Annotated in this window: 28 protein-coding genes and 1 tRNA gene; 20 read left to right on the top strand and 9 right to left on the bottom strand. The window is 71.5% G+C overall.

Going from position 1 to position 24,491, the window contains the following annotated elements; all coding sequences use genetic code 11:
- Positions 1 to 97 precede the first annotated feature (97 nt).
- The 3 genes from ACWTPI_RS18860 to ACWTPI_RS18850 all read right to left on the bottom strand — a co-directional run bounded on the left by ACWTPI_RS18860 (position 98) and on the right by ACWTPI_RS18850 (position 3,639).
- Positions 98 to 874: an enoyl-CoA hydratase-related protein gene (locus ACWTPI_RS18860; protein ID WP_454732326.1), complete on the bottom strand. Its 777-nt coding sequence runs from the start codon at positions 872 to 874 to the stop codon at positions 98 to 100.
- Positions 875 to 1,479: 605 nt separating this feature from the next.
- Positions 1,480 to 2,169 (bottom strand): GntR family transcriptional regulator, encoded by a 690-nt coding sequence (locus ACWTPI_RS18855; protein ID WP_020200370.1) that lies wholly within the window; start codon positions 2,167 to 2,169, stop codon positions 1,480 to 1,482.
- Positions 2,170 to 2,214: 45 nt separating this feature from the next.
- Complete coding sequence (locus tag ACWTPI_RS18850) at positions 2,215 to 3,639, bottom strand: C4-dicarboxylate transporter DctA (protein ID WP_454732325.1); 1,425 nt, start codon at positions 3,637 to 3,639, stop codon at positions 2,215 to 2,217.
- Between the two features lie 404 nt (positions 3,640 to 4,043).
- Here ACWTPI_RS18850 and ACWTPI_RS18845 point away from each other — a divergent pair, with 404 nt between their 5' ends.
- From ACWTPI_RS18845 to ACWTPI_RS18835, 3 genes are all read left to right on the top strand, one after another.
- Positions 4,044 to 5,306, top strand: a complete 1,263-nt coding sequence (locus ACWTPI_RS18845; RefSeq protein ID WP_454732324.1) for an allantoate amidohydrolase — start codon at positions 4,044 to 4,046, stop codon at positions 5,304 to 5,306.
- Positions 5,307 to 5,359: 53 nt separating this feature from the next.
- Positions 5,360 to 6,628, top strand: coding sequence for a M20/M25/M40 family metallo-hydrolase (locus ACWTPI_RS18840; RefSeq protein ID WP_454732323.1), 1,269 nt, complete (start codon positions 5,360 to 5,362; stop codon positions 6,626 to 6,628).
- A 358-nt stretch (positions 6,629 to 6,986) separates the two neighbouring features.
- Complete coding sequence (locus ACWTPI_RS18835; protein WP_454732322.1) at positions 6,987 to 7,466, top strand: carboxymuconolactone decarboxylase family protein; 480 nt, start codon at positions 6,987 to 6,989, stop codon at positions 7,464 to 7,466.
- 139 nt (positions 7,467 to 7,605) lie between these two features.
- On the opposite strand, the gene ACWTPI_RS18830 is transcribed toward ACWTPI_RS18835, so the two are convergent.
- The gene (locus ACWTPI_RS18830) at positions 7,606 to 8,235 is read right to left on the bottom strand and encodes a GNAT family N-acetyltransferase (RefSeq protein ID WP_020200365.1); all 630 of its coding nucleotides are present in this window, start codon (positions 8,233 to 8,235) and stop codon (positions 7,606 to 7,608) included.
- Between the two features lie 149 nt (positions 8,236 to 8,384).
- Between ACWTPI_RS18830 and ACWTPI_RS18825 the strand changes: the two genes are divergently transcribed.
- Together ACWTPI_RS18825 and arsC are read left to right on the top strand one after the other, a co-directional pair.
- Entirely contained in the window at positions 8,385 to 9,290 is a 906-nt protein-coding gene (locus ACWTPI_RS18825) for a LysR family transcriptional regulator (RefSeq protein ID WP_454732321.1), read from the top strand.
- Between the two features lie 119 nt (positions 9,291 to 9,409).
- Positions 9,410 to 9,769, top strand: a complete 360-nt coding sequence (gene arsC, locus ACWTPI_RS18820) for an arsenate reductase (glutaredoxin) (protein ID WP_020200363.1) — start codon at positions 9,410 to 9,412, stop codon at positions 9,767 to 9,769.
- 85 nt (positions 9,770 to 9,854) lie between these two features.
- Here arsC and ACWTPI_RS18815 read toward each other — a convergent pair whose 3' ends face one another.
- From ACWTPI_RS18815 to ACWTPI_RS18805, 3 genes are all read right to left on the bottom strand, one after another.
- Positions 9,855 to 10,166 (bottom strand): hypothetical protein, encoded by a 312-nt coding sequence (locus ACWTPI_RS18815; protein WP_454732320.1) that lies wholly within the window; start codon positions 10,164 to 10,166, stop codon positions 9,855 to 9,857.
- 234 nt (positions 10,167 to 10,400) lie between these two features.
- On the bottom strand, positions 10,401 to 11,051 hold the full coding sequence (locus ACWTPI_RS18810) for an exonuclease (protein WP_454732319.1): 651 nt from the start codon (positions 11,049 to 11,051) through the stop codon (positions 10,401 to 10,403).
- 55 nt (positions 11,052 to 11,106) lie between these two features.
- Positions 11,107 to 11,757, bottom strand: a complete 651-nt coding sequence (locus ACWTPI_RS18805) for an MBL fold metallo-hydrolase (protein ID WP_059410861.1) — start codon at positions 11,755 to 11,757, stop codon at positions 11,107 to 11,109.
- Positions 11,758 to 12,113: 356 nt separating this feature from the next.
- On the opposite strand from ACWTPI_RS18805, the gene ACWTPI_RS18800 reads away from it, so the two are divergent.
- On the top strand, positions 12,114 to 12,899 hold the full coding sequence (locus ACWTPI_RS18800; protein ID WP_454732318.1) for a septal ring lytic transglycosylase RlpA family protein: 786 nt from the start codon (positions 12,114 to 12,116) through the stop codon (positions 12,897 to 12,899).
- A gap of 112 nt (positions 12,900 to 13,011) precedes the next feature.
- Here ACWTPI_RS18800 and rsmI read toward each other — a convergent pair whose 3' ends face one another.
- Positions 13,012 to 13,932, bottom strand: a complete 921-nt coding sequence (gene rsmI, locus ACWTPI_RS18795; RefSeq protein ID WP_059410859.1) for a 16S rRNA (cytidine(1402)-2'-O)-methyltransferase — start codon at positions 13,930 to 13,932, stop codon at positions 13,012 to 13,014.
- Between the two features lie 15 nt (positions 13,933 to 13,947).
- On the opposite strand from rsmI, the gene ACWTPI_RS18790 reads away from it, so the two are divergent.
- The 14 genes from ACWTPI_RS18790 (at position 13,948) to ACWTPI_RS18725 (ending at position 24,006) form a co-directional block, all read left to right on the top strand.
- Positions 13,948 to 14,331 (top strand): YraN family protein, encoded by a 384-nt coding sequence (locus tag ACWTPI_RS18790; protein ID WP_029043042.1) that lies wholly within the window; start codon positions 13,948 to 13,950, stop codon positions 14,329 to 14,331.
- Between the two features lie 111 nt (positions 14,332 to 14,442).
- Entirely contained in the window at positions 14,443 to 15,030 is a 588-nt protein-coding gene (locus ACWTPI_RS18785) for a phosphoheptose isomerase (protein ID WP_020200356.1), read from the top strand.
- 77 nt (positions 15,031 to 15,107) lie between these two features.
- Complete coding sequence (locus tag ACWTPI_RS18780) at positions 15,108 to 15,962, top strand: BON domain-containing protein (protein WP_454732317.1); 855 nt, start codon at positions 15,108 to 15,110, stop codon at positions 15,960 to 15,962.
- Positions 15,963 to 16,142: 180 nt separating this feature from the next.
- Positions 16,143 to 16,490, top strand: a complete 348-nt coding sequence (locus ACWTPI_RS18775) for a c-type cytochrome (RefSeq protein WP_454732316.1) — start codon at positions 16,143 to 16,145, stop codon at positions 16,488 to 16,490.
- Positions 16,491 to 16,528: 38 nt separating this feature from the next.
- Positions 16,529 to 17,797, top strand: a complete 1,269-nt coding sequence (locus ACWTPI_RS18770) for an NAD(P)/FAD-dependent oxidoreductase (RefSeq protein ID WP_059410854.1) — start codon at positions 16,529 to 16,531, stop codon at positions 17,795 to 17,797.
- Between the two features lie 271 nt (positions 17,798 to 18,068).
- Positions 18,069 to 18,398 (top strand): c-type cytochrome, encoded by a 330-nt coding sequence (locus ACWTPI_RS18765; RefSeq protein ID WP_454723602.1) that lies wholly within the window; start codon positions 18,069 to 18,071, stop codon positions 18,396 to 18,398.
- A gap of 93 nt (positions 18,399 to 18,491) precedes the next feature.
- Positions 18,492 to 18,947, top strand: coding sequence for a thiosulfate oxidation carrier protein SoxY (gene soxY / locus ACWTPI_RS18760; RefSeq protein WP_029044342.1), 456 nt, complete (start codon positions 18,492 to 18,494; stop codon positions 18,945 to 18,947).
- Positions 18,948 to 19,007: 60 nt separating this feature from the next.
- Positions 19,008 to 19,319: a thiosulfate oxidation carrier complex protein SoxZ gene (gene soxZ / locus ACWTPI_RS18755; RefSeq protein ID WP_029044341.1), complete on the top strand. Its 312-nt coding sequence runs from the start codon at positions 19,008 to 19,010 to the stop codon at positions 19,317 to 19,319.
- Between the two features lie 113 nt (positions 19,320 to 19,432).
- Positions 19,433 to 19,906, top strand: a complete 474-nt coding sequence (locus ACWTPI_RS18750) for a DsrE family protein (protein WP_059410852.1) — start codon at positions 19,433 to 19,435, stop codon at positions 19,904 to 19,906.
- Positions 19,907 to 20,014: 108 nt separating this feature from the next.
- Positions 20,015 to 20,839 carry a sulfur oxidation c-type cytochrome SoxA gene (gene soxA, locus ACWTPI_RS18745; protein ID WP_059410851.1) on the top strand — a complete coding sequence of 275 codons (825 nt, stop codon included), beginning with the start codon at positions 20,015 to 20,017 and terminating at the stop codon, positions 20,837 to 20,839.
- Positions 20,840 to 20,855: 16 nt separating this feature from the next.
- A complete protein-coding gene (gene soxX / locus ACWTPI_RS18740; RefSeq protein ID WP_454732315.1) occupies positions 20,856 to 21,560 on the top strand; it encodes a sulfur oxidation c-type cytochrome SoxX in 705 nt (234 codons plus the stop codon).
- 10 nt (positions 21,561 to 21,570) lie between these two features.
- A complete protein-coding gene (locus ACWTPI_RS18735) occupies positions 21,571 to 22,074 on the top strand; it encodes a TlpA family protein disulfide reductase (RefSeq protein ID WP_454732314.1) in 504 nt (167 codons plus the stop codon).
- Between the two features lie 83 nt (positions 22,075 to 22,157).
- Positions 22,158 to 23,879: a thiosulfohydrolase SoxB gene (soxB, locus tag ACWTPI_RS18730; RefSeq protein ID WP_454732313.1), complete on the top strand. Its 1,722-nt coding sequence runs from the start codon at positions 22,158 to 22,160 to the stop codon at positions 23,877 to 23,879.
- Between the two features lie 51 nt (positions 23,880 to 23,930).
- Positions 23,931 to 24,006, top strand: a tRNA-Ala gene (locus ACWTPI_RS18725).
- An 81-nt stretch (positions 24,007 to 24,087) separates the two neighbouring features.
- Here ACWTPI_RS18725 and ACWTPI_RS18720 read toward each other — a convergent pair.
- A complete protein-coding gene (locus ACWTPI_RS18720) occupies positions 24,088 to 24,462 on the bottom strand; it encodes a hypothetical protein (protein ID WP_156173721.1) in 375 nt (124 codons plus the stop codon).
- Positions 24,463 to 24,491: the final 29 nt, after the last annotated feature.

The raw sequence follows: 24,491 nt of genomic DNA, 5'->3' as shown, positions 1-24,491 counted from the left end.
ATGCTGGCAGCTTGTTTTCTCCCCTCTCCCGCGCGCGGGAGAGGGGAGAAAACCGTCGGTGGCTCGATCCTGGCCGGCGATGTCCGAGCGCGGCGGCTCAACGCCCCTTGAACTGCGGCTTGCGCTTTTCCAGGAACGCCGCCACGCCCTCCTTGAAGTCCTGGCTGCCCGACGCGCGCGTCTGCAGCGAGGCTTCGCGCTCGAGCTGGTCGGGCAGGTTGCTGCCGAAGCTGGCGTTGAGCGCTTCCTTGATGAGGCCGTAGGCGAACGTGGGCATCTGCGCGAGGTGCGCGGCGAGCCTGGCGGTTTCGGCGGCCAGCGCGTCGTCCGCGTGGACCTTCCACACCAGGCCGATGCGGTGCGCTTCCTCGGCGTCGATCTTCTCGGCCAGGATGGCCAGCGCGCGGGCGCGCATCTCGCCGGCGTAGCGCGGCAGGAAGTAGGTGCTGCCGGCGTCGGGCACCAGGCCGATCTTGGAGAACGCCTGCAGGAACGAGGCCGAGCGGCCGGCCAGCACCACGTCGCCGGCCAGCGCCAGGCTCATGCCGGCGCCGGCGGCCACGCCGTTGACCGAGGTGACGACGGGCTTGGGCATGCTGCGCAGCGCCAGGATGATCGGGTGGTAGCGCTCGCGCAGCAGCGTGCCGGAATCCTTCATCTCGCCCTGGCGCCCGGCCAGGTCGGCGCCGGCGCAGAAGCCGCGGCCATTGCCGGTGAGCACCAGCGCGCGCACGGCGTCGTCCTGCGCGGCGCGCTCCACCGCGGCGCGCAGCTCGGCCAACAGTTCGGCGTTGAGCGCGTTGAGCACGTCGGGGCGATTCAGGGTGATGGTGGCGACGCCTTCGGCGGCGTGGTAGAGCACGGGAGAGGTCATGCTGGCATCCTTGTCGGTTGGAACGAAGAGAAACGGGTCGGGCCGGCCTGCCGGGCACGGCGGGCGGATGCCGCGCGCCGGCCGGGGCGGCGCCGGGCTTGCGGCCGCCGTCGCGGGTCGGACGGGTGGAAATCGGGTGAGGCCCGGCGCCGGATGGGCGGGCGGCCGCTTCAGCCGCGGCGGTGCGCGGCGGGCGAGGCTGAACGGGTCATGTCGGTCTCCTGTCTTCTGCTTTTTTCTGTGGTGCCGGGCGGGGCCGGCCGGCGCCTGGTCCGGGCCTCCGACATGCTACTCCGATGCCGCGATTCGATCACGCGCATCTCAGGCAACAGGGGGGCGCATGGCGCGCAACAAGCGGGCAGGGGTAAACCTGGGGAAAGAATGGAGAGCAGGGCAGGGAGCGGGACAGGGGGCGGGACGGGACGCGCCGCGCAAAACCGGCCGCGTAAACGAAAAAGCCCGCACCCAGGCCGGCGTGCGGGCGGGGGTCCACAGGGGGACCGCCCAGTGTCATGAAGCGCGCCCCCGCAGCTTCATGACGATTTGAATATTGGGGCAGTCCGGCCCCGCGCGCATTGACCTCGGTCAAAAGGCCGGCGCGCCGCTCAGGCCAGCAGCGCCGTGACCAGGTCCTTGCCGCGCGCGGCGGGCAGCTCCTCGAAATGCAGGGCCGCCTCGACGTGGTTCAGATGCGCCACCATCAGCGTCACCGCGCGCTCGGCGTCGCCGGCGCGCGCGGCCTCGATGAACTCGCGGTGCTCGTCGGACGAGCAGGCGGCATCGCGGCGCGACTGGTAAAGCATGGTGATCACGGCGCTGCGCATCGACAGCTCCTGCAGCATGCCGGTCAGCACGCCGTTGCCGACCACCTCGGCCAGCAGGATGTGGAAGTCGCCCAGCAGGCGCGTGCGCAGCTGCGCGTCGCTGCCGGCCAGCGCCTTTTTCTCGGCGGCCAGATGGCGGTCAATGCGCTTGTAGTCGGCCGCGCCCGCGCGCGCCACGAACTCGCGCGCCAGCGCCGCCTCCAGGATGCGGCGCACCGCGAAGACCTCGCGCGCTTCCTCCGCGCTGGGCTTGGCCACGAAGGCGCCCTTGTCCGGCACGATCTGGATGACCTTGTCCTTGGACAGCATCAGCAGCGCGGCGCGTACCTTGGTGCGGCTGACGCGGTAGACGCTGGCCAGCGCCTCCTCGCGCAGCTTGGTGCCGGGCGGCAGCCGGTGCGAAACGATGGCCGCGACGATGTCGTCGGCGATCGCTTCGGAGGTCATGGCAGGGTCGATGTGCTCGGGCATGGTGGCGCGCCGGGGCGGCCTCTCGTGATCAGGAATGCCGAGATTCTAGCGCCCCGCGGCCGCGCCGGGCAGCGGGGCCGTCCCGGGGGTGGCCTGGTCCGCTTCGTGCGGGGCCGGAGCGAGGCCGGCGTCGAGCTCGGCCGCATCGATGCGGCCGTCGAGCACGTCGTGCGCGCGCACGCGGTCGATGTCCTTCTCCCAGGCGGCCACCACCACGGTCGCCACGCAGTTGCCGATCAGGTTGCCGACCGCGCGCGCGATGCCGATGAACCAGTCCACCGACAGCACCAGCACCAGGCCGATGGCGGGAATCGCCGGGTGCGCCGACAGCGTGGCCGCCAGGATCACGATGGCCGAGCCGGGAATGCCGTGCGCGCCCTTGGACGTGACCAGCGCCACCGCCAGGATGCCGAGCAGGTCGCCCAGCGCCAGCGGCGTGTTGGTGGCCTGGGCGATGAACACCGCGGCCAGCGTCAGGTAGATCGAGAACGCGTCGAGGTTGAACGAGTAGCCGGTCGGGATCACCAGCCCCACCACCGACTTCTTGATGCCCAGGAATTCGAGCTTCTTCATCACCTGCGGCAGCACGCTGTCCGACGACGCGGTGCCCAGCACCACCACCAGCTCGGCGCGCAGGTAGCGGATCAGCTTGAGCACCGAGAAGCCGCACAGGCGCATCACCGTGCCCAGCACCACCAGCACGAACAGCGCCACCGCGCCGTAGAACACCACCACCAGGTAGCCGAGCTGCTTGAGCGAGCCGATGCCGTACTTGCCGACCGTGAACGCCACCGCGCCGAGCACGCCCAGCGGCGCGAGCTTGATGATGAAGCCCATCATCTTGAACAGCGTGTGCGAGAACGTGTCGATGATGCCCACCAGCGGGCGGCCGCGCTCGCCCACCAGCGACAGCGCGCAGCCGAACAGGATCGACACCAGCAGCACCTGCAGCACGTCGCCGCTGGCGAACGCGCCCATCACCGTGTTGGGGATCAGCTTGAGCAGGAAATCCGCCGTGCCCGCGCTCTTGATCTTACCGGCGCTGTCGACGTAGGCCGTCATCGCCGAGGCGTCGAGCGAGGCCGGGTTGACGTTCATGCCGGTGCCGGGATGGAACAGGTAGGCCAGCGCGATGCCCAGCGCCAGCGCGATGGTGGTGACCACCTCGAAATAGAACACCGCCTTGATGCCGACGCGGCCCACTTTCTTCAGTTCGCCCGCGCCGCAGATGCCGGCCACCACCACGCAGAACACGATCGGGCCGATCAGCATCTTGATCAGCTTGATGAAGGCGTCGCCGAGCGGCTTGAGCTGCGCGGCGAACTCGGGGAAGAACAGGCCGAGCAGCGTGCCCAGCAGCAGGGCGATCAGGACCTGGCCGAACAGCGAGCGCGCGAAGCGCGCGAGCGGGGATTGCGGAGCGGACTGCGGGCGGCCGGAAGCCTGCCCTGGCTGGACTGCTGGGTGCATCGTTGTCTCCATGCGGCGCGTCCATGCGAAGGCTGGCGCGACCTGTCGAAAGCAGCAGGAATGCCGGCGCGCGACGCCGGCCTGGCGTGCCGTGCGCCGCGCCGGGTGCGGGCGGCGGCGCGCGCGGGAGGCCCTCCTGTTGGAGCGGAACCCGCGCAATGCGTTGTCCGGACGGGATTGTCGGCGGTGCATTGTCGGAACGTGCCGGTCAATATAGTGCATATCATTTTTGTATGCAATTTTTGAATTCACTGTGCTACCATGCATCGCACAGAATAGCGCTCTCGCCGCGAGAGCCGCGGCGCCGGCGGGACCGGCCCGGCCAGCCCCCCCGGCGGCGCTGGCGCGGGGCTTGCATGTGGCGGCGCCACACCGCATTCGCGCACTTCCAGCAGGAGACACGCATGGCAGCAACCCTCACGCCCGCCCCCGGCAGCGCCGAGACCGGCGCGCGCATCATGGCCTGGGCCGACGACCTCGCCGTCCACACCGAGCAGCCCGGCCTGCTCACCCGCACCTACCTGACCGGCGCCCACCACGGCGCCGCGGCGCAGCTGGCCGCGTGGATGCGCGAGGCCGGTATGACGGTGCGGCGCGACGCCGCCGGCAACGTGATCGGCCGCTACGAGGGCGCCACGCCCGGCGCGCCGGCGCTGCTCACCGGCTCGCACTTCGACACCGTGCGCGACGCCGGCCGCTACGACGGCAACCTTGGCGTGATCCTGCCGATCGCCTGCGTGGCCGGGTGGCACCGGCAGGGCAGGCGCTTCCCGTTCGCCATCGAGGTGGTGGGCTTCGCCGAGGAAGAGGGCGTGCGCTTCAAGGCCACGCTGCTGGGCAGCCGCGCCATCGCCGGCACCTTCGACGCCAACGTGCTCGACAACGTGGACGAGGCCGGCAAGACCATGCGCGAGGCGATGCGCGAGGCCGGCTTCGACCCGGCCGGCCTGCCCGCCGCCGCGCATCCGCGCGCGCAGGTGCTGGCCTTCGTGGAAGTGCATATCGAGCAGGGTCCGGTGCTGCTCAACGAAGGGCTGCCGCTGGGCGTGGTGACGGCGATCTCGGGCGCCACCCGTTTCATCGTCGAGCTGGAAGGCCTCGCCGGCCACGCCGGCACGGTGCCGATGGACATGCGCCGCGACGCGGCGATGGCCGGCGCCGAGATCGGCCTGTTCATCGAGCGCCGCTGCGGCGGCCTGCCCGGGCTGGTCGGCACGGTGGGCCAGTTCGACGTGCCCAACGGCGCCACCAACGTGGTGCCGGGCCGCGCGGTGTTCTCGATCGACATCCGCGCCGGCGAGGACGCGGTGCGCCGGGCTGCGGTGGACGACGTGCTGGCCGAGATCGAGCGCGTGTGCGCGCGCCGCAACGTGCGCGCGCAGATCCGCAAGACGCACGAGGCCGCGAGCGTGCCGTGCGCGCCGTGGCTGCAGGCGCAGTGGGCCGATGCCATCGCGCGCCAGGGCCTGCCGGTGCGCCACCTGCCGTCCGGCGCCGGCCACGACGCGATGGCGATCTCCGCCATCGCCGACGTGGCGATGCTGTTCGTGCGCTGCGGCAACGGCGGCATCAGCCACCATCCCACCGAAACCATGACCGCCGCCGACGCGGCCAGCGCGGCGGCGGTGTTCAGCGACTTCGTCGAGCACTTCGCGCCGCAGCGATAAGGCACGCCGCATTCCCCCGCATTTCCCAGACACGCAAAGATCAGAGACCAGACATGACCGCACGAGACAACGTGAACCCGCTGCAGACCACCCTGACCGGCTACATCGACGCGCAGCGCCCCGCGCAGGAAGCCTTCCTGGCCGAACTGGTCAAGGTGCCGTCCGACAACCCGCCCGGCGACTGCGACGCGCACGGCCGGCGCGCCGCGGCGCTGCTCAAGGGACTGGGCTTCCAGGTCGAGGCGCACAAGGTACCCGACGCGCTGGTCAAGGCCGCCGGCATGATCAGCGCCACCAACCTGGTGGTGCGCAAGCGCTTCGGCAGCGGCGGCCCCACCGTCGCCCTGAACGCGCACGGCGACGTGGTGCCGCCGGGCCTGGGCTGGACCCGGGACCCCTACGGCGCCGAGACCGGCGACAGCGAGCACGGCCCGGTCATGTACGGCCGCGGCGTGGCGGTGTCCAAGTCCGACTTCGCCACCTACACTTACGCCCTGCTGGCGCTGATGGCGGCCGAGCAGCAGGGCGCGCAGCTCAACGGCACGGTCGAGCTGCAGTTCACCTACGACGAGGAAACCGGCGGCGACATCGGCCCGAAGTTCCTGCTCGACCAGGGCCTGAGCAAGCCCGACTACGCCATCTCGGCGGGCTTCTCCTACGGCATCACCTCGGCCCACAACGGCTGCCTGCACGTGGAAGTCACGGTCAAGGGCAAGCAGGGCCATGCCGCCATGCCGCACACCGGCGTGGACGCGATCGAGGCCGCCACCCACATCCTGCAGGCCATCTACGGCCTGCGCGCCGAGCTGGCCACGCGCAAGTCGAAGACGCCGGGCATCGACACCGCCACGCTCAACGTCGGCCTGATCAAAGGCGGCATCAACACCAACGTGGTGCCGGACCTGGTGACGTTCCGCGTCGACCGCCGCATGATCCCCGAGGAAATCGGCTTCGACGCCGAGGGCGAGATCCGCGCCGTGGTGGAGAAGGCCGCGGCCGGGCGCCCGGGCATCGAGGTCAAGGTCGAGCGCATCATCCTGGCCGAGCCGCTGTCGGAACTGCCCGGCGTGGAAAAGCTGATCGGCGCGCTCAAGTGCCGCGCCGAGGAAGTGTTCGGCGTGGAGATCCCCGTGCACGGCGTGCCGCTCTACACCGACGCGCGCCACTACACCGCGCGCGGCATCCCGACCGTGCTGTACGGCGCCGGCCCGCGCACGCTGATGGAAGCGCGCGGCCACAACTCGGACGAGAACCTGCGCCTGAACGACCTGAACCGCGCCACCAAGGTGGTGGCGCTGGCGCTGTCGGACCTGCTGGGCTGAAATCGTTTCAGGCGCGCAGCGGGTGGCGCCACGGCGCGCCGCCCGCTGCCGGCGAGGTGGTCCGCAAGGTTGCCCACGTTCCGGGCCGGCGCGCCGGGGCCCGCATGGCGCCGGCCCGGGACCCGGGCATTCCCGCCGGGTTTCCTTTCCCTGCTGCATGACGCGGATCATTCTCCGGACGAATGATCGGCATCAATAAAATCGCAGCATCAAATTCTCCCGCATATAGTTCCAGCCCGGAGCGATGTCTCCGCGGCGTCTGCCGCTTGCTCTTCGTATCAGTGCTCTTATATTATGTTCGAACCCTGATATAGCCGACCGCCATCCCGGCCACCGGACCGCAAAGGAGCAAGCCAGCATGCCGAACCATTCCCGCATGGAGTTCACCGATTTCACCGGCATCGCGCCCGGCGTGGCCGCCGCGCTGCGCGCGCTGACCAAGGCCGTCGACGACGCCGGACTGGAAAAGCCGCTGACCGAACTGCTCAAGCTGCGCGCCTCGCAGATCAACGGCTGCGCGTTCTGCCTGCAGTTCCACCTCAACCTGGCGCGCGCCGCCGGCGTGGACGCGCGCAAGCTGGACCTGCTCGCCGCCTGGCGCGACGCCGGCATCTACACCGAGCGCGAGCAGGCCGCGCTGGCGTGGACCGAGGCGCTGACGCTGCTGGGCCACGACAGCGCCTCCGACGCCGTCTACGCAGCGGTGAGTACGCAGTTCCAGCCCGCCGAGCTGGCCCATCTCACTGCGGCCATCGCCAACATCAACGCGTGGAACCGCATCGCCGTGAGCCTGCGCTTCTCGCCGCCGGCGCCGGCGCAGCCGCGCGCGGCCGCCTGAGGGCGGCGGCCGGCACTCCCCGGCGCGGGTCGCGTGCATGCTGGCCGTCGGGCTCGGCTGCGCGCTCGGGCACTGGTTCCCGGGCAAGCCAAGCGTGGTTCAGGCGCTGCGCGGCTGCTGAGCGGCGTTCACTCTGCCATCACGCCGCCGGCGCGCCGGGCAGGCGCTCGTCGCCGTCGCCGAGCGCGCGCTGCATCAGCACGGTGTCGATCCACTGGCCGTGCTTGAAGCCCACCGACTGCAGCCGGCCGATGGTGCGAAAGCCCACGCGCTCGTGCAGCGCCAGCGAGCCGGCGCCCTCGCCACTGGCGGTGCACGCCACCACCGCGATCATCTGCCGCCACGGGCCGTTCTCGCAGCGCGACACCAGCGCCGCCAGCAGCGCCAGGCCGAGGCCCTGGCCGCGGTGGCGGTCGTCGATATAGACCGAATCCTCGATGGCGAAGCGGTAGGCGCTGCGCGTGCGGTAGGCAGAAGCGTAGGCGTAGCCGAGCACCTCGCCGCCGCGCTCGGCCACCAGGTAGGGCAGGCCCTGGCGCCTGACCTCCGCGTGGCGCAGGCGCATGTCGTCCACGCCGGGTTCCACCTCCTCGAACGAGGCGCGGCCGTGGCGCACGTGGTGCGCGTAGATGGCCTGGATGGCGGGGATGTCGGCGGCGCCGGCGTCGCGCACGGCGAGGCCGGCGCTGCCCTGCACGGCGGCGGTGGCGTTGGCCACGGCCAGCGGGGTGGCGGAGGCGGCGGAGAGCGTGGCGAGCGGGGTCTTCATGGTGCGGGCTGGTCTGCGGGGCGGAGTCGGAACCCGGCGGGGCCGGGCGGCGTTGAGGTTGTCATATCGACGATGGCGCTACCTTACCCCGCCACGATGCTATAAAGGAAGCTTCGCCAACTTATGCCCGGCATAAGCATTTCTTTGCCATGCGCCAGCTCAATCCCGACTTCCTGCAAGCCTTCGCGCTGGTCTGCGAGCTCGGCAGCTTCTCGGCGGCGGCGCAGCGCCTCGGCCTGAGCCAGCCGGCGGTCAGCCTCCAGGTGCGCCAGCTCGAGCAGCGCTACGGCCTGCGCCTGCTGGAGCGCGTGGGCCGCCATGCCGTACCTACCGCTGCGGGAGAAGACCTGCTGGCCCACGCGCGCGGCGTGGCCGGCGCGCTGGCCGCGGCCGACGACAGCATGGCGCGCCACGCCGGCGGCGCGGTCGGGCGGGTGCGGCTGGGCACCGGCGCCACCGCCTGCATCTACCTGCTGCCGGCGGCGCTGCGCGAACTGCGCCGCGCCATGCCGGCGCTGGAGATCGTGGTCAGCACGCTCAACACCGGCGAAGCGCTCAAGGCGGTGGAAGACAACGCGCTCGACCTCGCCTTCGTCACGCTGCCGGCGGCGGGCCGCATGCTGGACATCACGCCGGTGCTGCCGGACGCCTTCGTCGCCATCGGCCCGGCCGACGGCGCGCCGCTGCCGGCCACGGTGGCGCCGGCCGACCTCGCCGGCCTGCCGCTGGTGCTGTTCTCGCCCGGCGGCAACACGCGCCGGCTGGTGGACGAGTGGTTCCTGCGCGCCGGCGTCGGCGCGCGCCCGGTGATGGAGCTCGACAGCGTGGAAGCCATCAAGGAGCTGGTCGGCGCCGGGCTCGGCTATTCGGTGCTGCCGGGCATGGCGTTGCCGCCGGGCCAGCCGCGCGCGCGCATCGCGGTGCGGCCGCTGGCACCGCCGCTGGCACGCACGCTGGCGCTGGTGCTGCGCCACGACAAGCCGCTGCGCGCCGGCCTGCGCGCCACCGTGGCGGCCCTGCGCGCGCTCGCGCCGGCGCCGGAGGGCGCGGCCTGACGCCGCCTGAAGCCGCCCGCGGCGGCCAGAAGTGGCCAGAAGCGGCTGCGCCGGCGCCGGCGCGCTTGTATAGTGCGGATTTGCGCGCCTGCGGGCGCGTCCGGACGAGGAGGACCGCCATGATCACCATCTATCACAATCCCCGCTGCTCGAAGTCGCGCGAAGCGCTGGCGCTGGTGGAGACCGCCGCGGCGCGGCTGGGCGAGCCGGTCGACATCGTGGAATACCTGAAGACGCCGCCCACGCTGTCCACCCTCAAGCAGCTTCACACCATGCTGGGCGTGCCGGTGCGCGAGATGGTGCGCGCCAACGAGGCGCCCTACAAGGAGCTGGGCCTCGACGATCCCGGCCTGACCGATGCCGAGGTGCTGGGCGCGGTGGCCGACAATCCGATCCTGCTGCAGCGTCCGGTGGTGGTGCGCAACCGCCGCGCCGTGATCGCGCGCCCGCCCGAGAACGTGGCGCCGCTGCTGGCCTGAGCCTGGCGCGGCCCCAAACAAAACCGGCCCCCGCGTGGCGGGGGCCGGCCCGGTCAGACAGACGCGGCTGCTTCAGGCGGGTCGTCTATTGAACACCCAGCCAGTGCATGGCCTCCTGACCGAAAGCGATTGCCGCCAGCACCACCAGCAGGATCACCAGCGTCACGGCGCTGACGTAGAGCGTGGCCTTGGCGACCTCGGCGTCTTCCTGCAGGGAATGCCAGTGGGCGTCGCCGCGCGTGTCGCGCGGCGCGGATGTCTCGCGGGTTGCCTCGCGGGCTCCGCTCGTTTCCCGCGGGGGATGCGGCGCGCGCGGCGAGTGCGATGAATGCGGCCAGTGCGGCCAGTGCAGCCGGCCGGCCATCTGCCTGAGGTGCAGGTCGGGATGGAAACGCATGGGCGACACCTCCTGGGCATGGCGCGCGCCGGCCGGGCATGCCGGAAGCCGCGCAGGGCGTGCACGATGGCGTGCATGACGGCATGCGTATATGGCTTGGCGGCGCGGCAGCCCTGAACTCGCGGGTTCGGGCCATATACGACTTAACTATAGGCCGCGCGGCGCAAGATGCGAGCTTCGCGTGACATGGCCCGCGGCGGCGATGTGGCGATGTGGCGCGCGCCGGCGGGCGCTTCAGGCCGCCGTGTCGCCCGGGGCCGCTTCCGCGGGTGTCGATGCCGCCGCCGCTGTTGCCGCCGCCGCCTCGCGCGCGCGCAGCTCGGCCAGCATGTTGCAGAACAGCGCGCCCTGCTCCAGCGCGTCGTCCAGCGCCACGTGGGTATGCGGCAGCGGGTCCTTCCAGGCGTCCGGCAGCGCCGGCTTGACCGTCTTGCGGTAGGGCAGGCCGGTCATGGCGAAGCCCAGCGTCTTGATGTCGAGCGCGGCCCAGCCGAACGGCGAGCGGCCGGCGAAGCGCATCATGTACCAGAACATCCAGGTGAAATCGAAGCCGGCCGGAAAGGCCACGAAGACCGGTTTGCCGGGCAGGCTTTCCACCCACTCCACGTAGCGCGTCATGGCCTGCGCCGGCGGCTCCAGGTCGCGGCGGCAGGCCGCCCAGGCCTCGGGCTGGGTCAGCCACCACTGCATCTGCGCCGGGTGGCCGGCGGCGCCCGGCAGCGTCTCCAGGTTGGCCGAGAACGTGCCGAGCACGGTCTTGTCGGCCAGCATCGCCGCCGAGGCGAACGACAGCATGGAGTGCGGCCCGGGGATCGGGCCGTCGGCCTCCACGTCGGTGCTCACGTAGATCTCGGGGCGGGTGTCGGGTGCCTGTTTCTTTGCCATGACTGGGAGAACGGGGGGCGGGGCGCGGGGAGCGGGGAGCGGGGCGTGGCGGCGCTCAGCCCACGTCGATCAGGTGGTCGGCCACGTAGGGATTGTTCCTGCGCTCGTCGCCGAAGGTCGAGACCGGGCCGTGGCCCGGCACGAAGGTGACGTCCTCGCCCAGCGGCCACAGGTGCGTGCGGATCGAGCGGATCAGGTCGGCATGGTTGCCGCGCGGGAAGTCGGTGCGGCCGATCGAGCCGGCGAACAGCACGTCGCCGACGATGGCCAGCCGGTGCGCGCGCGAGAAGAACACCACGTGGCCCGGCGTGTGGCCCGGGCAGTGGTAGACCTCCAGCGTCTCGCTGCCGAACTGCACGGTGTCGCCGGTATCGAGCCAGCGCTGCGGCTCGAACGCCTCGGCATGGCCGAAGCCGAAGCGGGTGGTCTGCTCCGGCAACTGGTCGATCCAGAAGCGCTCGTCCTCGTGCGGCCCCTCGATCGGGATGCCCAGCTCGCGCGCCAGCGCCGCCGCGCCCGCGCAGTGGTCGAGGTGGCCGTGGGTGAGGAAGATCTTCTCCAGCGTCACGCCGCGCTCCTTGACCGCCGCGTGGATGCGCTCGAGGTCGCCGCCGGGATCCGTCACCGCGGCCCGGCCGGTGGTCTCGTCGATCAGCAGCGCGCAGTTCTGCTGGAAGGGCGTCACGGGAATCAGGAGGACTTGCATGGGCGGGCGGGGAGGGACGTGGAATGTGGGTTCTGCGGGCGCGTGCCCCGGTGGCCGACATTCGTTGCCGGCTTCGTTGCCAATTTCCGTTGCCGGCCTTCGCCGCCGGCACGCGCGGTGCCGTGCATTGTAGCGTCTGGCGCGCGGCCGGATGCGCGGCGCGCCGGCGCCGGGCACGCGCGAAGCCGTGCCCGCGTCACACCGCAAAGCCTTGCCAGGCCTGGGCTGGCGCCGGCGCCACGCGGCCACGGGTACGCGCCGGTAGCCGGCGTTTTCGCCGTTTTTCAGCTTTGTTACAGACAATTCGTAACAAAATCAAGACCATACGCCCAACTGCCTGATGCTAGACTCGCGCGATGTTTCGGTTCCCCCCCTATCTTTCCCGCCCCGGGCGGATCGCCCGTCTGTGCGTGCACGCCACATGCGCGCTGGCGCTTGCCGCCTGCGCCCTGCCTCCGGCGGGCGACGAGCAGGAGAGCGCGCCGGTCGCCACCACCCCCAAACCGGCCAAACCGGCCAAGGCCGTCAAGCCCGCCGGCGCGAAGCCGGGCGCGCAGGAGCCGGTCCAGAAGGAGGCCGGCAAGGACGCCGCAAACGGCTGGGGCCTGTTCCGCTGGGGCAACAACGAAGGCCTGGCCGATACCGGCCCGGGCTCGTTCGAAGGCCTGCGTCCCGACCTCGGCTCGTTCGAGCAGCGCGGCATGGCCTCCTGGTACGGCAAGGGCTTTCACGGCCGCCGCACCGCCAACGGCGAGCGCTTCGACATGCGCGCCATGACCGCCGCCCATCCGTCGCTGCCGCTCGATAGCTGGGTGCTGGTGCGCAACCTGCGCAACGGCAAGGTGGCAGTGGTGCGCATCAACGACCGCGGCCCATACCACAGCAACCGCGTGCTCGATGTGTCATACGGCGCGGCCCGGCGCCTCGGCTTCACCAGCCACGGCTCGACCCAGGTCGAGATCCGCCGCCTGTCGCGCAGCGAGGTCGCCGCGCTGGGCCCGCAGACCACCGGGCCGGACGACGACAGCGGCGATGGCGGCGACGCCGGTGGCGGCGACCTTGCCGACGCGCTCGTCGCCGATCCGCCGCCGCGCGCGGCCCGCAAGGCGCGCAAGCCGGCCGTGCGGCGCAAGCAGCGCTGACGGCGCCGGCGGCGTGATGTGGACCCGGCACGCCCGCGCTGTCAGCCTCGCCGCCCGCGCGGCGGCCGGTATCCCGATTCCTGCTCCGGCCGGCGCCCGCGGCGGTCCGCCGCTAGTCTTCCCTGTCCTCGCCGTCGTCCCCGGCGCGCTGCGCCAGCGCCAGCCGGTACAGCGCGTCGGTCGGCGCGCCGGTGATGGCGGCGGCCAGCTTGGCCGCGCGCTTGGCCGGCAGCTCGGCCAGCAGCAGTGCCAGCACCTGCTGCGCGCGCGCGTCGGGCAGGCCGGCGTCCGGCGCGGCCGGCGCCGCGCCTTCCACCACCAGCACGAACTCGCCCTTGGCGCGCGACGGGTCGGCGGCCAGCCAGGCCGGCGCGTCGCCCACCGGCATCACCGGGATTTCCTCGAACAGCTTGGTCAGCTCGCGGCCGACCAGCAGGCGCCGTCCGGCCGGCAGCGCGGCGGCCAGCGCGGCCAGCGTGTCGGCGATGCGGTGCGGCGCCTCGTAGACCACCCAGGCGTGGTCGAGCGTGGCCAGCGCGGCGATGGCCTCGGCGCGCGCGCGCGCCTTGGGCGGCAGGAAGCCGGCAAAGGTGAAGCGCCCGCCGCCGCTGTCCAGCAGCTCGCCGGCCACCGACAGCGCCGCCACCGCCGCGCTCGGGCCCGGCAGCGGCACCACCTTGTGGCCGGCCGCGCGCGCCGCCTCGACCAGCCGCGCGCCGGGGTCGGAGATGCCGGGCGTGCCGGCGTCCGAGACGTAGGCGATGCGCTCGCCCGCGGCCAGGCGCGCGTTGATGCGCTGCGCCGCCTCGCGCTCGTTGTGCTCGTGCACGGCCAGCAGCGGCCGGTGCAGGCCCACGCGCGTGAGCAGCTGGCCGGTGTTGCGGGTGTCCTCGCAGGCGATGGCGTCGGCCAGGCCGAGCACGTGCAGGGCCCGCAGCGAGAGATCGGCCAGGTTGCCGATCGGCGTGGCCACCACGTACAGGGTGCCGGACGGGTAGGACTGGCCGGCCGCCAGGGAGATCCAGTCAGTCATGCTTGAGAACTTCCGTTGAATCCATCATTCAAATCCACCACGCAGGCGCGGGGAGCCCGGGCCGAGGCGCGCGCGCTGGCTTACCTGCAAGGGCGGGGCCTGGCGCTCGTGGTTCGCAATTATCGCTGCAAAGGCGGCGAGATCGACCTGGTCATGCGCGAGGCCGACGGCACGCTGGTGTTCGTCGAAGTGCGCGAGCGCGCCAGCCGCGCGTTCGGCGGCGCCGCGGCCAGCGTCACGCCGGCCAAGCAGCGCCGCATCCTGCTGGCGGCGGCGCACTTCCTGGCCGCGCGACAGGCCGGCGGCGCGCCGGCGGAGGCCTGCCGGCTCGACGTGGTGGCGCTGGAGCCGGGCCGGCTCGAATGGATCCGCGGCGCGTTCGACGCGGACGGCGGCTAGCGCGCCGGCGGGGTGCGGGCGGGCGCGGGCGCCTGCGTCATAATGCGCGGTATCGCGCGGCGCGCGCCGCGCGGCAACACAGGCAGGGATTCAGACAAGGCCGATCGAGCCATGCATATCGACAGCATCCAGCAACATTTCTTCGACAGCGCCGACACCAAGCGCGAGGCCGCGCAGGTGATGGCGCCCCACATCGCCGCGGCGATCGAGCGCATGGTGGTCGCGCTCACCAGCGGCAACAAGATCCTCGCCTGCGGCAACGGCGGCTCGGCGGCCGACGCCCAGCACTTCGCCGCCGAGCTGATCGGCCGCTTCGAGCGCGAGCGGCCCGGCCTGGCCGCGATCGCGCTGACCACCGACAGCTCCATCCTGAGCGCGGTCGGCAACGATTACGATTTCAGCGTGGTGTTCTCCCGCCAGGTGCAGGCGCTCGGCCAGCCCGGCGACGTGCTGCTGGCGATCTCCACCTCCGGCAACTCCGCCAACGTGGTGGCCGCGGTGGCCGCCGCCAAGCAGCGCGACATGTGCGTGGTGGCGCTGACCGGCAAGGGCGGCGGCGAGGTCGCCGGCCTGCTCGACGAATTCGACGTCAGCCTGTGCGTGCCCAGCGAGCGCACCGCGCGCATCCAGGAAGTCCACCTGCTGACCCTGCATTGCCTGTGCGACGGCATCGACGAGGCGCTGCTGGGCGAAGGCTGAGCCCGCCCGGCGCCGCCGCTTTTCCGCAACCGTGCTTCATGGCGCATTTCCGCCCCACCGCTTCCAGCAAGGACCGCATGACGACTCTGCCCAACCCGCGTGAATCCCGCACCGTCCGTCCCGCCGGACGCTTTTCCGGACGCCTCGGAGGTCTCTCCCGCCTGGCCCGCACCGCCACCACGGTGGCGGCGCTGACCGTGGCCGCCACCCAGCTTGCCGGCTGCTTCCCGGTGCTCGCCGGCGCGATGGCCGGCGGCGTGACCCTGGCCACCGACCGCCGGCCCACCGGCACCCAGGCCATCGACCGCGGCCTGCAGCTCGAGGCCGAGAACACCCTGAACTCGCGCTACAACGGCCAGGCGCGCGTCAGCGTCACGGTCTACAACCGCAAGGTGCTGCTGACCGGCGAGGCCAGGAACAACGAGGTCAGGCAGCAGGTGGAGCAATACGTGCGCGGCCTGCCCAATGCGCGCGAGGTGATCGACGAGCTGGAGATCGTGTCGTCGCCGTCGTTCGCCACGCAGAGCCAGGACACCTACATCACCAGCAAGGTCAAGACCCTGCTGATCACCACCGAGGGCATTCCGTCCAACTCGATCAAGGTCGTCACCGAGAAGGGCGTGGTCTACCTGATGGGCGTGGTCACGCCGGCCGAGGGCGACCGCGCCACCGACGTGGCGCGCAATGCCGGCGGCGTGGTCAAGGTGGTCAAGACCTTCGACTACATCAGCGAGGCCGAGCGCGCGCGGCTGGACGCCGCCGCGAGCTCGCAGAACCCGCCCCCGGGCGAGAGCGGCAGCAACGTGCCGGCCCAGCCCGCGCCGGCGCCGCTGTCGCCGCCCGACACCCCCGCGCCGGGCGCCACGGCCAGCCCCGTCACCGCGCCGGTCTCGTCGCCGGTGGCCTTGCCGCCGGGCCGCAACCTGCCCTGACGCAGCGGCGGGTACGCGCCGGCCGCCTTCGCCGCGGCCGGCGCGTACCCATTGCAGCGCCGGCCCCGGCATCCTCCGTGCCGCGCAGCCGGCGCAGATCGATCTGCGTATTACGCATCACATCCGCGCGCGCGATGTGATAGGGTTTGGCACGCCTCGCGGCGCCCCCGGAGCCCACCCATGACCACCACCGCACGAGCCATCTTCGCAGCGCTGGCGCTGCTCATCGCGGCCGGCGCCGCGCGCGCGCAGGCGCCCGCCGCTGCCGCTGCCGATACCGCCAGCGCCAGCGCGCTGCGGGCGCGCAACTGGGCCGCCGCCTGCGCCGGCTGCCACGGCCCCGCCGGGCGCGCGCCCGCGGGCAGCCCGGTGCCGGCGCTGGCCGGCCGCGGCCAGTCCGAGCTGGTCGGCCTGATGCAGGACTTCAAGCAGGGCAGGCGCGAGGCAACCGTCATGCAGCAGATCGCCAGGGGCTACAGCGACGCGCAGATCGAAGCCATCGCCGGCTGGTTCGCCGGCGTGCGCTGAGCCGCGCGCTCCCACCCCTTCCCGCCAGGAGAACAACCATGCAAAGACGCGAATTCCTCGGCGCGCTCGCCGGCACGGCGCTGCTCGGCGCGCAGGCCGCGCGGGCCGCGGCCGCCACGCGCGCGGCGAAAGTGGTGGTGGTCGGCGGCGGCTACGGCGGCGCCACCGCCGCGCGCTACCTGCGCGAATGGAGCGGGCACGGCATCGAGGTCACGCTGGTCGAGCCCGAGGCCAGCTTCGTCTCGTGCCCGCTGTCCAACCACGTGCTGGGCGGCGGCAAGGCCATCGGCGACATCACGCTGTCCTACGATGCGCTGGCCGCGCGCCACGGCGTGAAGGTGGTGCGCGACCACGTCGGCGCCATCGACGCGGCGCGCCGCGTGGTGCGGCTCGGCGGCGGCGCCACGCTGCCGTACGACCGGCTGGTGCTGTCGCCGGGCGTGGAAGTGCTGTCCGGCGAGATCCCGGGCCTCGCGCAGCCCGGCGGCGAGCACATCCTGCATGCCTGGAAGGCCGGCGCGCAGACCGTGGCGCTGCGCCGCCAGCTCGAGGCCATGCGCGACGGCGGCACCTTCGCCATCACCATCCCGCTGGCGCCGTACCGCTGCCCGCCGGGCCCCTACGAGCGCGCCTGCCTGGTGGCCGACTATTTCCTGCGCGCCAAGCCGCGCAGCAAGGTGCTGATCCTCGACGCCAACCCGGACATCACCTCCAAGGGCGCGCTGTTCAGGCAGGCCTGGGCCGCGCGCTACCCGGGCATGATCGAGTACCGGCCACAGTACAACACCGTCGACGTCGACCCCGCCACGCGCACGCTCAAGTTCGACGTGCAGGACGACGAGCGCGCCGACGTCATCAACCTGCTGCCGCCGCAGCGCGCCGGCGCGATCGCCGTGGCCAGCGGCCTGGCCACCGCCAACGGCAAATGGTGCGAAGTGGATTTCCTCACCTTCGAGGCCAAGGCCGCGGCCAACATCCACGTGCTCGGCGACGCCATCCAGATCGCGCCGCTGATGCCCAAGTCCGGCCACATGGCCAACCAGCACGGCAAGGTGGCCGCCGCCGCCATCGTCGCGCTGCTGGCCGGGCGCGAGCCCGACCCCGAGCCGCTCTACAACAACACCTGCTACAGCTTCACCTCGGCGCGCGAGGCCATCCACATCGCCAGCGTGCACCGCTACGACGCGGCGCAGCGCACCATGCTCACGGTGCCCGGCTCGGGCGGGCTGTCGCCGGCGCCCAGCGCGCTCGAAGGCAGCTACGCGCAGGCGTGGGCCGACGCCATCTGGCGCGACATGCTCGCCTGAGCGCATCCGCCGTCCCATCCGCGGCTTCATCCGCTACCCCACCCGCGCCGCGCCGCCCGCCGCCCCGCCCGCCGCGCCAGTTGCCGGCTCCGCGCCCGCCGGCCGGCGCGGCATCCCCCGTTGCGCGCCGCGCACCGTGGCCGACCGGATCTTGAGGCAAAATAGCGGGCTGGCCGCTTCCGTGCCCGGTGGGGCGGCCGGCATGCCCCCCGCGCCCCCGGGCGCGGCACATCGCCGTCCCCACGGCTCACATGGATTCGGAGCGAAAAACATGAAGCAGTTTGTCATTGCAGCCCTGATGCTGGCCTGCGCGGCCTCGGCCAACGCGGCCGTCGATGCCGCCAAGGCGCAGGAAATCGCCAACAAAAACGCCTGCATGGGTTGCCACCAGATCGACAAGAAGCTCGTCGGCCCGGCCTACAAGGACGTGGCCGCCAAGTACAAGGGCGACAAGAACGCCCTGGCGACGCTGACCAAGAAGGTCAAGGGCGGCGGCTCGGGCGTGTGGGGTCCGGTGCCGATGCCGGCCAACGCGGGCCTGAGCGACGCCGACCTGAAGACGGTCGTGGAGTGGGTGCTGGCCGGCGCCCCCTCGAAGTAAGGCATTGCCCGGACCGGCCGCGGGCGGGCAGGCGCCGCCCGCGGCCGCCGGCGCACCGGGCCGGAACGGAAAACGCAGGAAAAAGGTAGACAAATGAATCCGAAACGAAGAGATGTGCTGCGGCTCACCTCGGTGCTGGCCCTGATGGCCGCCACCGGCCTCATCAGCGAAGCCCAGGCTGCCGAGTGGAACAAGACCGCCTTCGACGGCAAGAGCGTGGCGGACGTGATCAAGGCGCTCGGCGGCAGCGGCACCGAGAAGAGCAGCGCCATCGTCTTCAATGCCCCCGACATCGCCGAGAACGGCGCCGTGGTGCCGGTCTCCGTGACCAGCAACATTCCCGGCACCGAGCAGATCGCCATCCTGGTGGAAAAGAACCCCTACACGCTGGCGGCCGACTTCACCATCCCGGCGGGCACCGAGCCCTTCGTCTCCACCCGCGTGAAGATGGGCCAGACCTCGGTGGTGCACGCCGCCGTCAAGGCCGGCGGCAAATGGTATGTGGCGTCCAAGGAAATCAAGGTGACGCTCGGCGGCTGCGGCGGCTGAAGCCCCGCCCCGCGATCGCCCACATCCCCCAGCCCCAACCTTACCGAGAGAGCACAGAACATGGCAGACCCGATGCGCGTACGAGCCGCCGAGAATGGCGGCGTGGTCGACGTCAAGATCCTGATGAAGCACGACATGGAAACCGGCCAGCGCAAGGACGCGAACGGCAAGACCATCCCGGCCTGGCACATCCAGAACGTGACCGTCGTGTGCAACGGCAAGGAAGTGTTCCAGGCCCAGTTCGGCACGGCGGTTTCCAAGGACCCGTTCCTGAATTTCAAGTTCAAGGGCGGCGCCAAGGGCGACAAGGTCACCGTGACCTGGGTCGACAACCGCGGCGACAAGCGCACCGACGAAGCCACCATTTCCTGACGCCGCCGGCCGGCCAAGCGGCCCGCGGCATCCTCTGCTATGGTTCAGGGCGAATGTCGGGCCCGGGCCGGCGCATGTGGCGCGCGGGGGCCAGACCGGAAGGATAAGCAATCATGCGGCGAGCATTTATTCGGGCAACGGCGGCGCTGGCCGCCATCGGCCTGTCGGCCAAGGCAGCGGCGCAGGCGGCTCCGGCCCCGGCGGCGGCCGGCGGCAAGAGCGGCAAGGGCGGGCGCGTCAAGGTGGTCTACCAGTTGTCCGAAGGCACGGACCAGGCGGTGCGCGCGATGGCCAACCTGCGCAACCACCTCAATGCCGCGCCCGACACCAAGATCGTGGTGGTGGCCTTCGGCTACGGCGTGGACTTCATCGTCGAAGGCGCGCGCGACGCGCGCGGCAATACCTTCGAGGCGGCCATCGCCTCGCTGGCCAGTTCCGGTGTGGAGTTCCGCGTATGCCGCAACACGCTGGCGGCGCGCAAGATTCCCGAATCCAGCCTGTCGATGGAAGCCAAGGTGGTGCAGGCCGGCGTGGTCGAGGTGGCCCGCCTGCAGTTCGAGGAAGACTACGCGTACATCAAGCCCTGACGGCGAGCAGGCCGGAGCCGCCGGCCCGGCGGGAAGACAAGCAATAAGACGGCCTCGGCCCGGCGTGCCAGCGCGCGGGGCTCGCCAGGCCCTGAGGAGAAGAGCCCCATGAAGACCATCAGACGCCGCCATGCCGGCGCCGCGCTGGCGTTGGCCGGCACCCTGGCGCTGGCCGGCGCGGCCGTGCATGCCCAGGGCAGCACCGCCGAGGAAATCGCCAAGTACCGGCAGATGCTGGCCGAGGGCAATCCCGCCGAACTGTGGGAAGCCGCCGGCGAGGAACTGTGGAAAAAACCGGCCGGCCCGAAGAACGTCTCGCTCGAGCAGTGCGACCTCGGCAAGGGTCCCGGCGTGACCAAGGGCGCGTACGCGGAATTGCCGCGCCTGTTCAAGGACACCGGCCGCGTGATGGACCTGGAGCAGCGCCTGGCCTACTGCCGCGTGACGCTGCAGGGCCTGACGCAGGAAGAGGCGACCAGGAACCCGTTCGCCTCCACCGGCAAGCCGTCCGACATCGAGCGCCTGGTCTCGTTCCTGGCCGGCGAGTCGCGCGGCGTGAAGATGAATGTGCAGCTCGACACCCCGGAGGAAAAGCGCGTCTACGCGCTCGGCCAGAAGATGTTCTTCTACCGCGGCGGCGCCTACGACTTCGCCTGCGCCACCTGCCACGCCGTGGACGGCCAGCGCATCCGCCTGCAGGACCTGCCCAACCTGCTGACGCAGCAGGGCGCGCAGGCGGCCTACACCACGTGGCCGGCCTACCGCGTCTCGCAGGGCGAGGTACGCACCATGCAGCACCGCCTCTACGACTGCCTGCGCCAGCAGCGCTTTCCCGAGCCCGCCTATGGTTCCGACGTGATCACCGCGCTGAGCCTGTTCCTGGCGAAGAACGCCAACGGCGGCACCTACGACGGTCCGGCGCTCAAGCGCTGAGCGGGAGAGAGCACAGATGAAACAGACCAATCAAGCGACACTCGCCACGCTCGCCGCCGCCTTCGCCATGCTGGCCGGCGCGGGCGCGGCCCATGCGCAGGACAGCGCGAAGCCCGCCAGGGGCAGACCGGCCACCTTGGCCGCCAAGGCGGCCGCCGGCGCCGACGCCGGCACCAGCGACGCCGACATGCGCAAGCTGATCGAGAGCTCCTTCTCGTCCAAGGGGCCCGCCACCCTGGCCGGCGTGCTCGAGCGCGACGCCATGCAGGAAGCGTGCAGCGACTACCCGGACCGCACCAAGGTGCCGGCGGCCGTGGCGAAGAAGATCGAGGCCGCCGAGCTCAAGCAGGTCAAGTACCCGGCCGACGGCCACTACCTCGGCGACTGGAAGGAAGGCGAGAAGACCGCGCAGAACGGGCGCGGCATGCAGTTCTCCGACCCCGTCGGCGGCGTCAACGGCGCCAACTGCTATGCCTGCCACCAGATGACCAAGGCCGAGATCTCGTTCGGCAACATCGGCCCCTCGCTGTACCAGTACGGCAAGCTGCGCGGCAACTCCGAAGCGGTGGTCAGGTACACCTGGGGCAAGATCTGGGATTCCAGCGCGTACACCGCCTGCTCCAACATGCCGCGCTTCGGCCACAAGGGCATCCTCACCGAGCAGCAGATCCGCGACGTGATGGCGCTGCTGCTCGACCCGGCCTCGCCGGTCAACCAGTAAAGGCGCGGCCATGACCGCCGCCCGCCTGGCGCGCCGCACCGGCGCCGCGCTGCTGCTCGCCGCGCTGGCCTGGAGCGGCGCGGCCGCCGCGCTCGAAGTCGGCGACACCGTGCACCTGCCGCCGGTGCAGCTGCTCGACGGCCGCACGGTGGCGCCGGCGCAGTGGGCCGGCAAGCCGCTGGTGCTGGAAGTGTGGGCGTCGTGGTGCCCGTTCTGTGCCTTGCAGAACCCGCGCCTGCAGAAGCTCTACGACAGCATCGGCGGCGCTCGGGGCGGCCTGCAGGTGCTGGCGGTCAGCATCGACAAGGACCCGAAGGAAGCCGGCGCCTACATGGCCAAGCATGGCTACACCTTCCCCGCCGCGATGGATACGCCCGCGCTGCGCGCCGTGCTCGGCAAGCGGCGCGGCCTGCCCGAGCTGTACGTGATCGACGCCGGCGGCAAAGTGGTGCAGAAGGAAGTCGGCGAGATGCTGGAGGAAGACGTCGCCGCGCTGGCCCGCTACGCGAACTAGCCGGCGATGACGCTGGCGATGAAGCGAGCACCCGACGCCGGGCCGCGGCCGGCACCGGCGCGCGCAGACCACAGGAAAAGACAATGAACCGACGCGAGTTCCTGCAGGTGCTGGCCATCGCCGGCGCCGGCGGCATGGCCTTTCCCGCCACCGACGCCCAGGCCGCCCAGGCCGCCGGCAAGCTCTACGACGTGCCGCGCTTCGGCAACGTGCACCTGCTGCATTTCACCGACTGCCACGCCCAGCTGCGCCCGCTCCATTTCCGCGAGCCCAGCGTCAACCTCGGCGTGGGCGACTACGCCGGCAAGCCGCCGCACTTGGTCGGCCAGGCGCTGCTGCGCCACTACGGCATCGCGCCCGGCAGCGCGCAGGCGCATGCGTTCACGTACCTCGACTTCATCGAGGCCGCGCGCCGCTACGGCAAGGTCGGCGGCTTCGCCCACCTCGCCACGTTGGTGCGGCAGCTCAAGGCCGGCCGGCCCGGTGCGCTGCTGCTCGACGGCGGCGACACCTGGCAAGGCTCCGCCACCGCGCTGTGGACGCGCGGCCAGGACATGGTCGATGCCGCGCTCGCGCTCGGCGTCGACGTGATGACGCCGCACTGGGAAATGACGCTCGGCGCCGAGCGCGTCACCGAGATCGTCGAGCGCGACTTCAAGGGCAAGGTCGCCTTCCTCGCCCAGAACATCAAGACCGCCGACTTCGGCGACCCCGTCTTCGACCCGTTCGTGATCCGCGAGATGAACGGCGTGCCGGTCGCCATCGTCGGCCAGGCCTTTCCCTACACGCCCATCGCCAACCCGCGCTACTTCGTGCCCGACTGGACCTTCGGCATCCAGGAGGAAAACCTCCAGCAGGTCATCGAGCAGGCGCGCGCCAGGGGCGCGCAGGTGGTCGTGCTGCTGTCGCACAACGGCATGGACGTCGACCTCAAGCTCGCCTCGCGCGTGCGCGGGCTTGACGCCATCCTAGGCGGCCACACCCACGACGGCATGCCCGCGCCGGTGGCCGTGAAGAACGCCGGCGGCACCACGCTCGTCACCAACGCCGGCTCCAACGGCAAGTTCCTCGGCGTGCTCGACTTCGACGTCAAGGACGGCAAGGCGCGCGACTTCCGCTACCGCCTGCTGCCCGTGTTCGCCAACTACCTCGCCGCCGACCCCGGCATGGACGCGCTCATCGCCCGCGTGCGCGCCCCCTACGAACAACAGCTCGGCGAAGTGCTCGCGCGCAACACCGGCCTGCTGTACCGCCGCGGCAACTTCAACGGCACCTTCGACCAGCTCATCCTCGACGGCCTGATGGACGTGCAGGGCGCCGAGATCGCCTTCTCGCCCGGCTTCCGCTGGGGCACCACGCTGCTGCCCGGCGAAGCCATCACGATGGAAAGCCTGATGGACCAGACCGCCATCACCTATCCGCACACCACCGTCGCCACGATGACGGGCGAAACCATCAAGACCATCCTGGAAGACGTGGCGGACAACCTGTTCAACCCCGATCCCTACTACCAGCAAGGCGGCGACATGGTGCGCGTGGGCGGCCTGCAATACACCATCGACCCCAACGCCGGCATGGGCCGCCGCATCACCGACATGCGCCTCAAGGGCCAGCCCGTCGACGCCGCCCGCACCTACAAGGTCGCCGGCTGGGCACCCGTCTCGGAAGAGGCCCGCCACGCCGGCAGCCCGCCAATCTGGGACCTGATGGCCCAGTGGCTGCGCGCGCGCGGCGAGATCACGGCCCGGCCGCTGAACCTGCCGACGGTGCGTGGCATGGAAGGCAACGCCGGCATGGCGGCGTGATGCACAGGTGATTGATGCGGCGGTGAAAACTACGCTACAATCTCCGCTTACGGGCCGATAGCTCAGCTGGGAGAGCGCTGCGTTCGCAATGCAGAGGTCGGGAGTTCGATCCTCCTTCGGTCCACCAGGATTCAAAGTCAAAGGCCAACCGCAAGCGGTTGGCCTTTTTCATTGTGCGCCCGCCATTGCGCACAAGCGCGTACCCACATTACCCGCCCTCACGCCCCTGCGCGCAGCGGCTGCGGTAATCCGCCTCCAGCGCATGCGCCGCCGACTCGCGGGCCGCGCTGGGGCTGGTTAGCCCGGGGATGGCCTCGATGGTGCGCCGGGTGCCGACCAGCGACTGCTGTGCCTGCGCGGCGCGCACTCTCTGCAGCAGCGCTTCGCACGCGGCGCGCACGGATTCGCTGTCTTCGCCGGCGGCGGCGGGTGGCATGCGATAGGGCGTCTCGCCGCGCTGCACCGCGCTGGAGATGGCGTCGCTCACCGCGGCGCTGGCTGCGGTGGGCATCGTCGGCTGGGCATGGACCGGGCCGGCCAGCCCCAGCAGGGGCAAGGCGAGCAGGGCGGAAATGCAAGGCACGCGCATCACATCGTTCTCCACCGGCAGCT

It is taken from the genome of Cupriavidus ulmosensis, assembly GCF_977008105.1.
Note: the sequence above shows the minus strand (reverse complement) of the source record. Positions and strands in the feature narration are given on the sequence as shown.

Excerpts from the sequence above, each read along its gene's own strand:
- ACWTPI_RS18840 (WP_454732323.1), top strand. The coding sequence starts at position 5,360 with ATGACCGCACGAGACAACGTGAACCCGCTGCAGACCACCCTGACCGGC.
- soxA (WP_059410851.1), top strand. The coding sequence starts at position 20,015 with ATGAAGACCATCAGACGCCGCCATGCCGGCGCCGCGCTGGCGTTGGCC.
- ACWTPI_RS18855 (WP_020200370.1), bottom strand. The coding sequence starts at position 2,169 with ATGCCCGAGCACATCGACCCTGCCATGACCTCCGAAGCGATCGCCGAC.
- soxY (WP_029044342.1), top strand. The coding sequence starts at position 18,492 with ATGAATCCGAAACGAAGAGATGTGCTGCGGCTCACCTCGGTGCTGGCC.
- ACWTPI_RS18805 (WP_059410861.1), bottom strand. The coding sequence starts at position 11,757 with ATGCAAGTCCTCCTGATTCCCGTGACGCCCTTCCAGCAGAACTGCGCG.
- soxB (WP_454732313.1), top strand. The coding sequence starts at position 22,158 with ATGAACCGACGCGAGTTCCTGCAGGTGCTGGCCATCGCCGGCGCCGGC.
- ACWTPI_RS18785 (WP_020200356.1), top strand. The coding sequence starts at position 14,443 with ATGCATATCGACAGCATCCAGCAACATTTCTTCGACAGCGCCGACACC.
- ACWTPI_RS18835 (WP_454732322.1), top strand. The coding sequence starts at position 6,987 with ATGCCGAACCATTCCCGCATGGAGTTCACCGATTTCACCGGCATCGCG.
- ACWTPI_RS18845 (WP_454732324.1), top strand. The coding sequence starts at position 4,044 with ATGGCAGCAACCCTCACGCCCGCCCCCGGCAGCGCCGAGACCGGCGCG.
- ACWTPI_RS18770 (WP_059410854.1), top strand. The coding sequence starts at position 16,529 with ATGCAAAGACGCGAATTCCTCGGCGCGCTCGCCGGCACGGCGCTGCTC.
- ACWTPI_RS18765 (WP_454723602.1), top strand. The coding sequence starts at position 18,069 with ATGAAGCAGTTTGTCATTGCAGCCCTGATGCTGGCCTGCGCGGCCTCG.
- ACWTPI_RS18775 (WP_454732316.1), top strand. The coding sequence starts at position 16,143 with ATGACCACCACCGCACGAGCCATCTTCGCAGCGCTGGCGCTGCTCATC.
- rsmI (WP_059410859.1), bottom strand. The coding sequence starts at position 13,932 with ATGACTGACTGGATCTCCCTGGCGGCCGGCCAGTCCTACCCGTCCGGC.
- ACWTPI_RS18850 (WP_454732325.1), bottom strand. The coding sequence starts at position 3,639 with ATGCACCCAGCAGTCCAGCCAGGGCAGGCTTCCGGCCGCCCGCAGTCC.
- ACWTPI_RS18750 (WP_059410852.1), top strand. The coding sequence starts at position 19,433 with ATGCGGCGAGCATTTATTCGGGCAACGGCGGCGCTGGCCGCCATCGGC.
- ACWTPI_RS18815 (WP_454732320.1), bottom strand. The coding sequence starts at position 10,166 with ATGCGTTTCCATCCCGACCTGCACCTCAGGCAGATGGCCGGCCGGCTG.
- ACWTPI_RS18780 (WP_454732317.1), top strand. The coding sequence starts at position 15,108 with ATGACGACTCTGCCCAACCCGCGTGAATCCCGCACCGTCCGTCCCGCC.
- soxX (WP_454732315.1), top strand. The coding sequence starts at position 20,856 with ATGAAACAGACCAATCAAGCGACACTCGCCACGCTCGCCGCCGCCTTC.
- ACWTPI_RS18830 (WP_020200365.1), bottom strand. The coding sequence starts at position 8,235 with ATGAAGACCCCGCTCGCCACGCTCTCCGCCGCCTCCGCCACCCCGCTG.
- ACWTPI_RS18810 (WP_454732319.1), bottom strand. The coding sequence starts at position 11,051 with ATGGCAAAGAAACAGGCACCCGACACCCGCCCCGAGATCTACGTGAGC.
- ACWTPI_RS18800 (WP_454732318.1), top strand. The coding sequence starts at position 12,114 with ATGTTTCGGTTCCCCCCCTATCTTTCCCGCCCCGGGCGGATCGCCCGT.
- ACWTPI_RS18860 (WP_454732326.1), bottom strand. The coding sequence starts at position 874 with ATGACCTCTCCCGTGCTCTACCACGCCGCCGAAGGCGTCGCCACCATC.
- ACWTPI_RS18825 (WP_454732321.1), top strand. The coding sequence starts at position 8,385 with ATGCGCCAGCTCAATCCCGACTTCCTGCAAGCCTTCGCGCTGGTCTGC.
- soxZ (WP_029044341.1), top strand. The coding sequence starts at position 19,008 with ATGGCAGACCCGATGCGCGTACGAGCCGCCGAGAATGGCGGCGTGGTC.
- arsC (WP_020200363.1), top strand. The coding sequence starts at position 9,410 with ATGATCACCATCTATCACAATCCCCGCTGCTCGAAGTCGCGCGAAGCG.
- ACWTPI_RS18735 (WP_454732314.1), top strand. The coding sequence starts at position 21,571 with ATGACCGCCGCCCGCCTGGCGCGCCGCACCGGCGCCGCGCTGCTGCTC.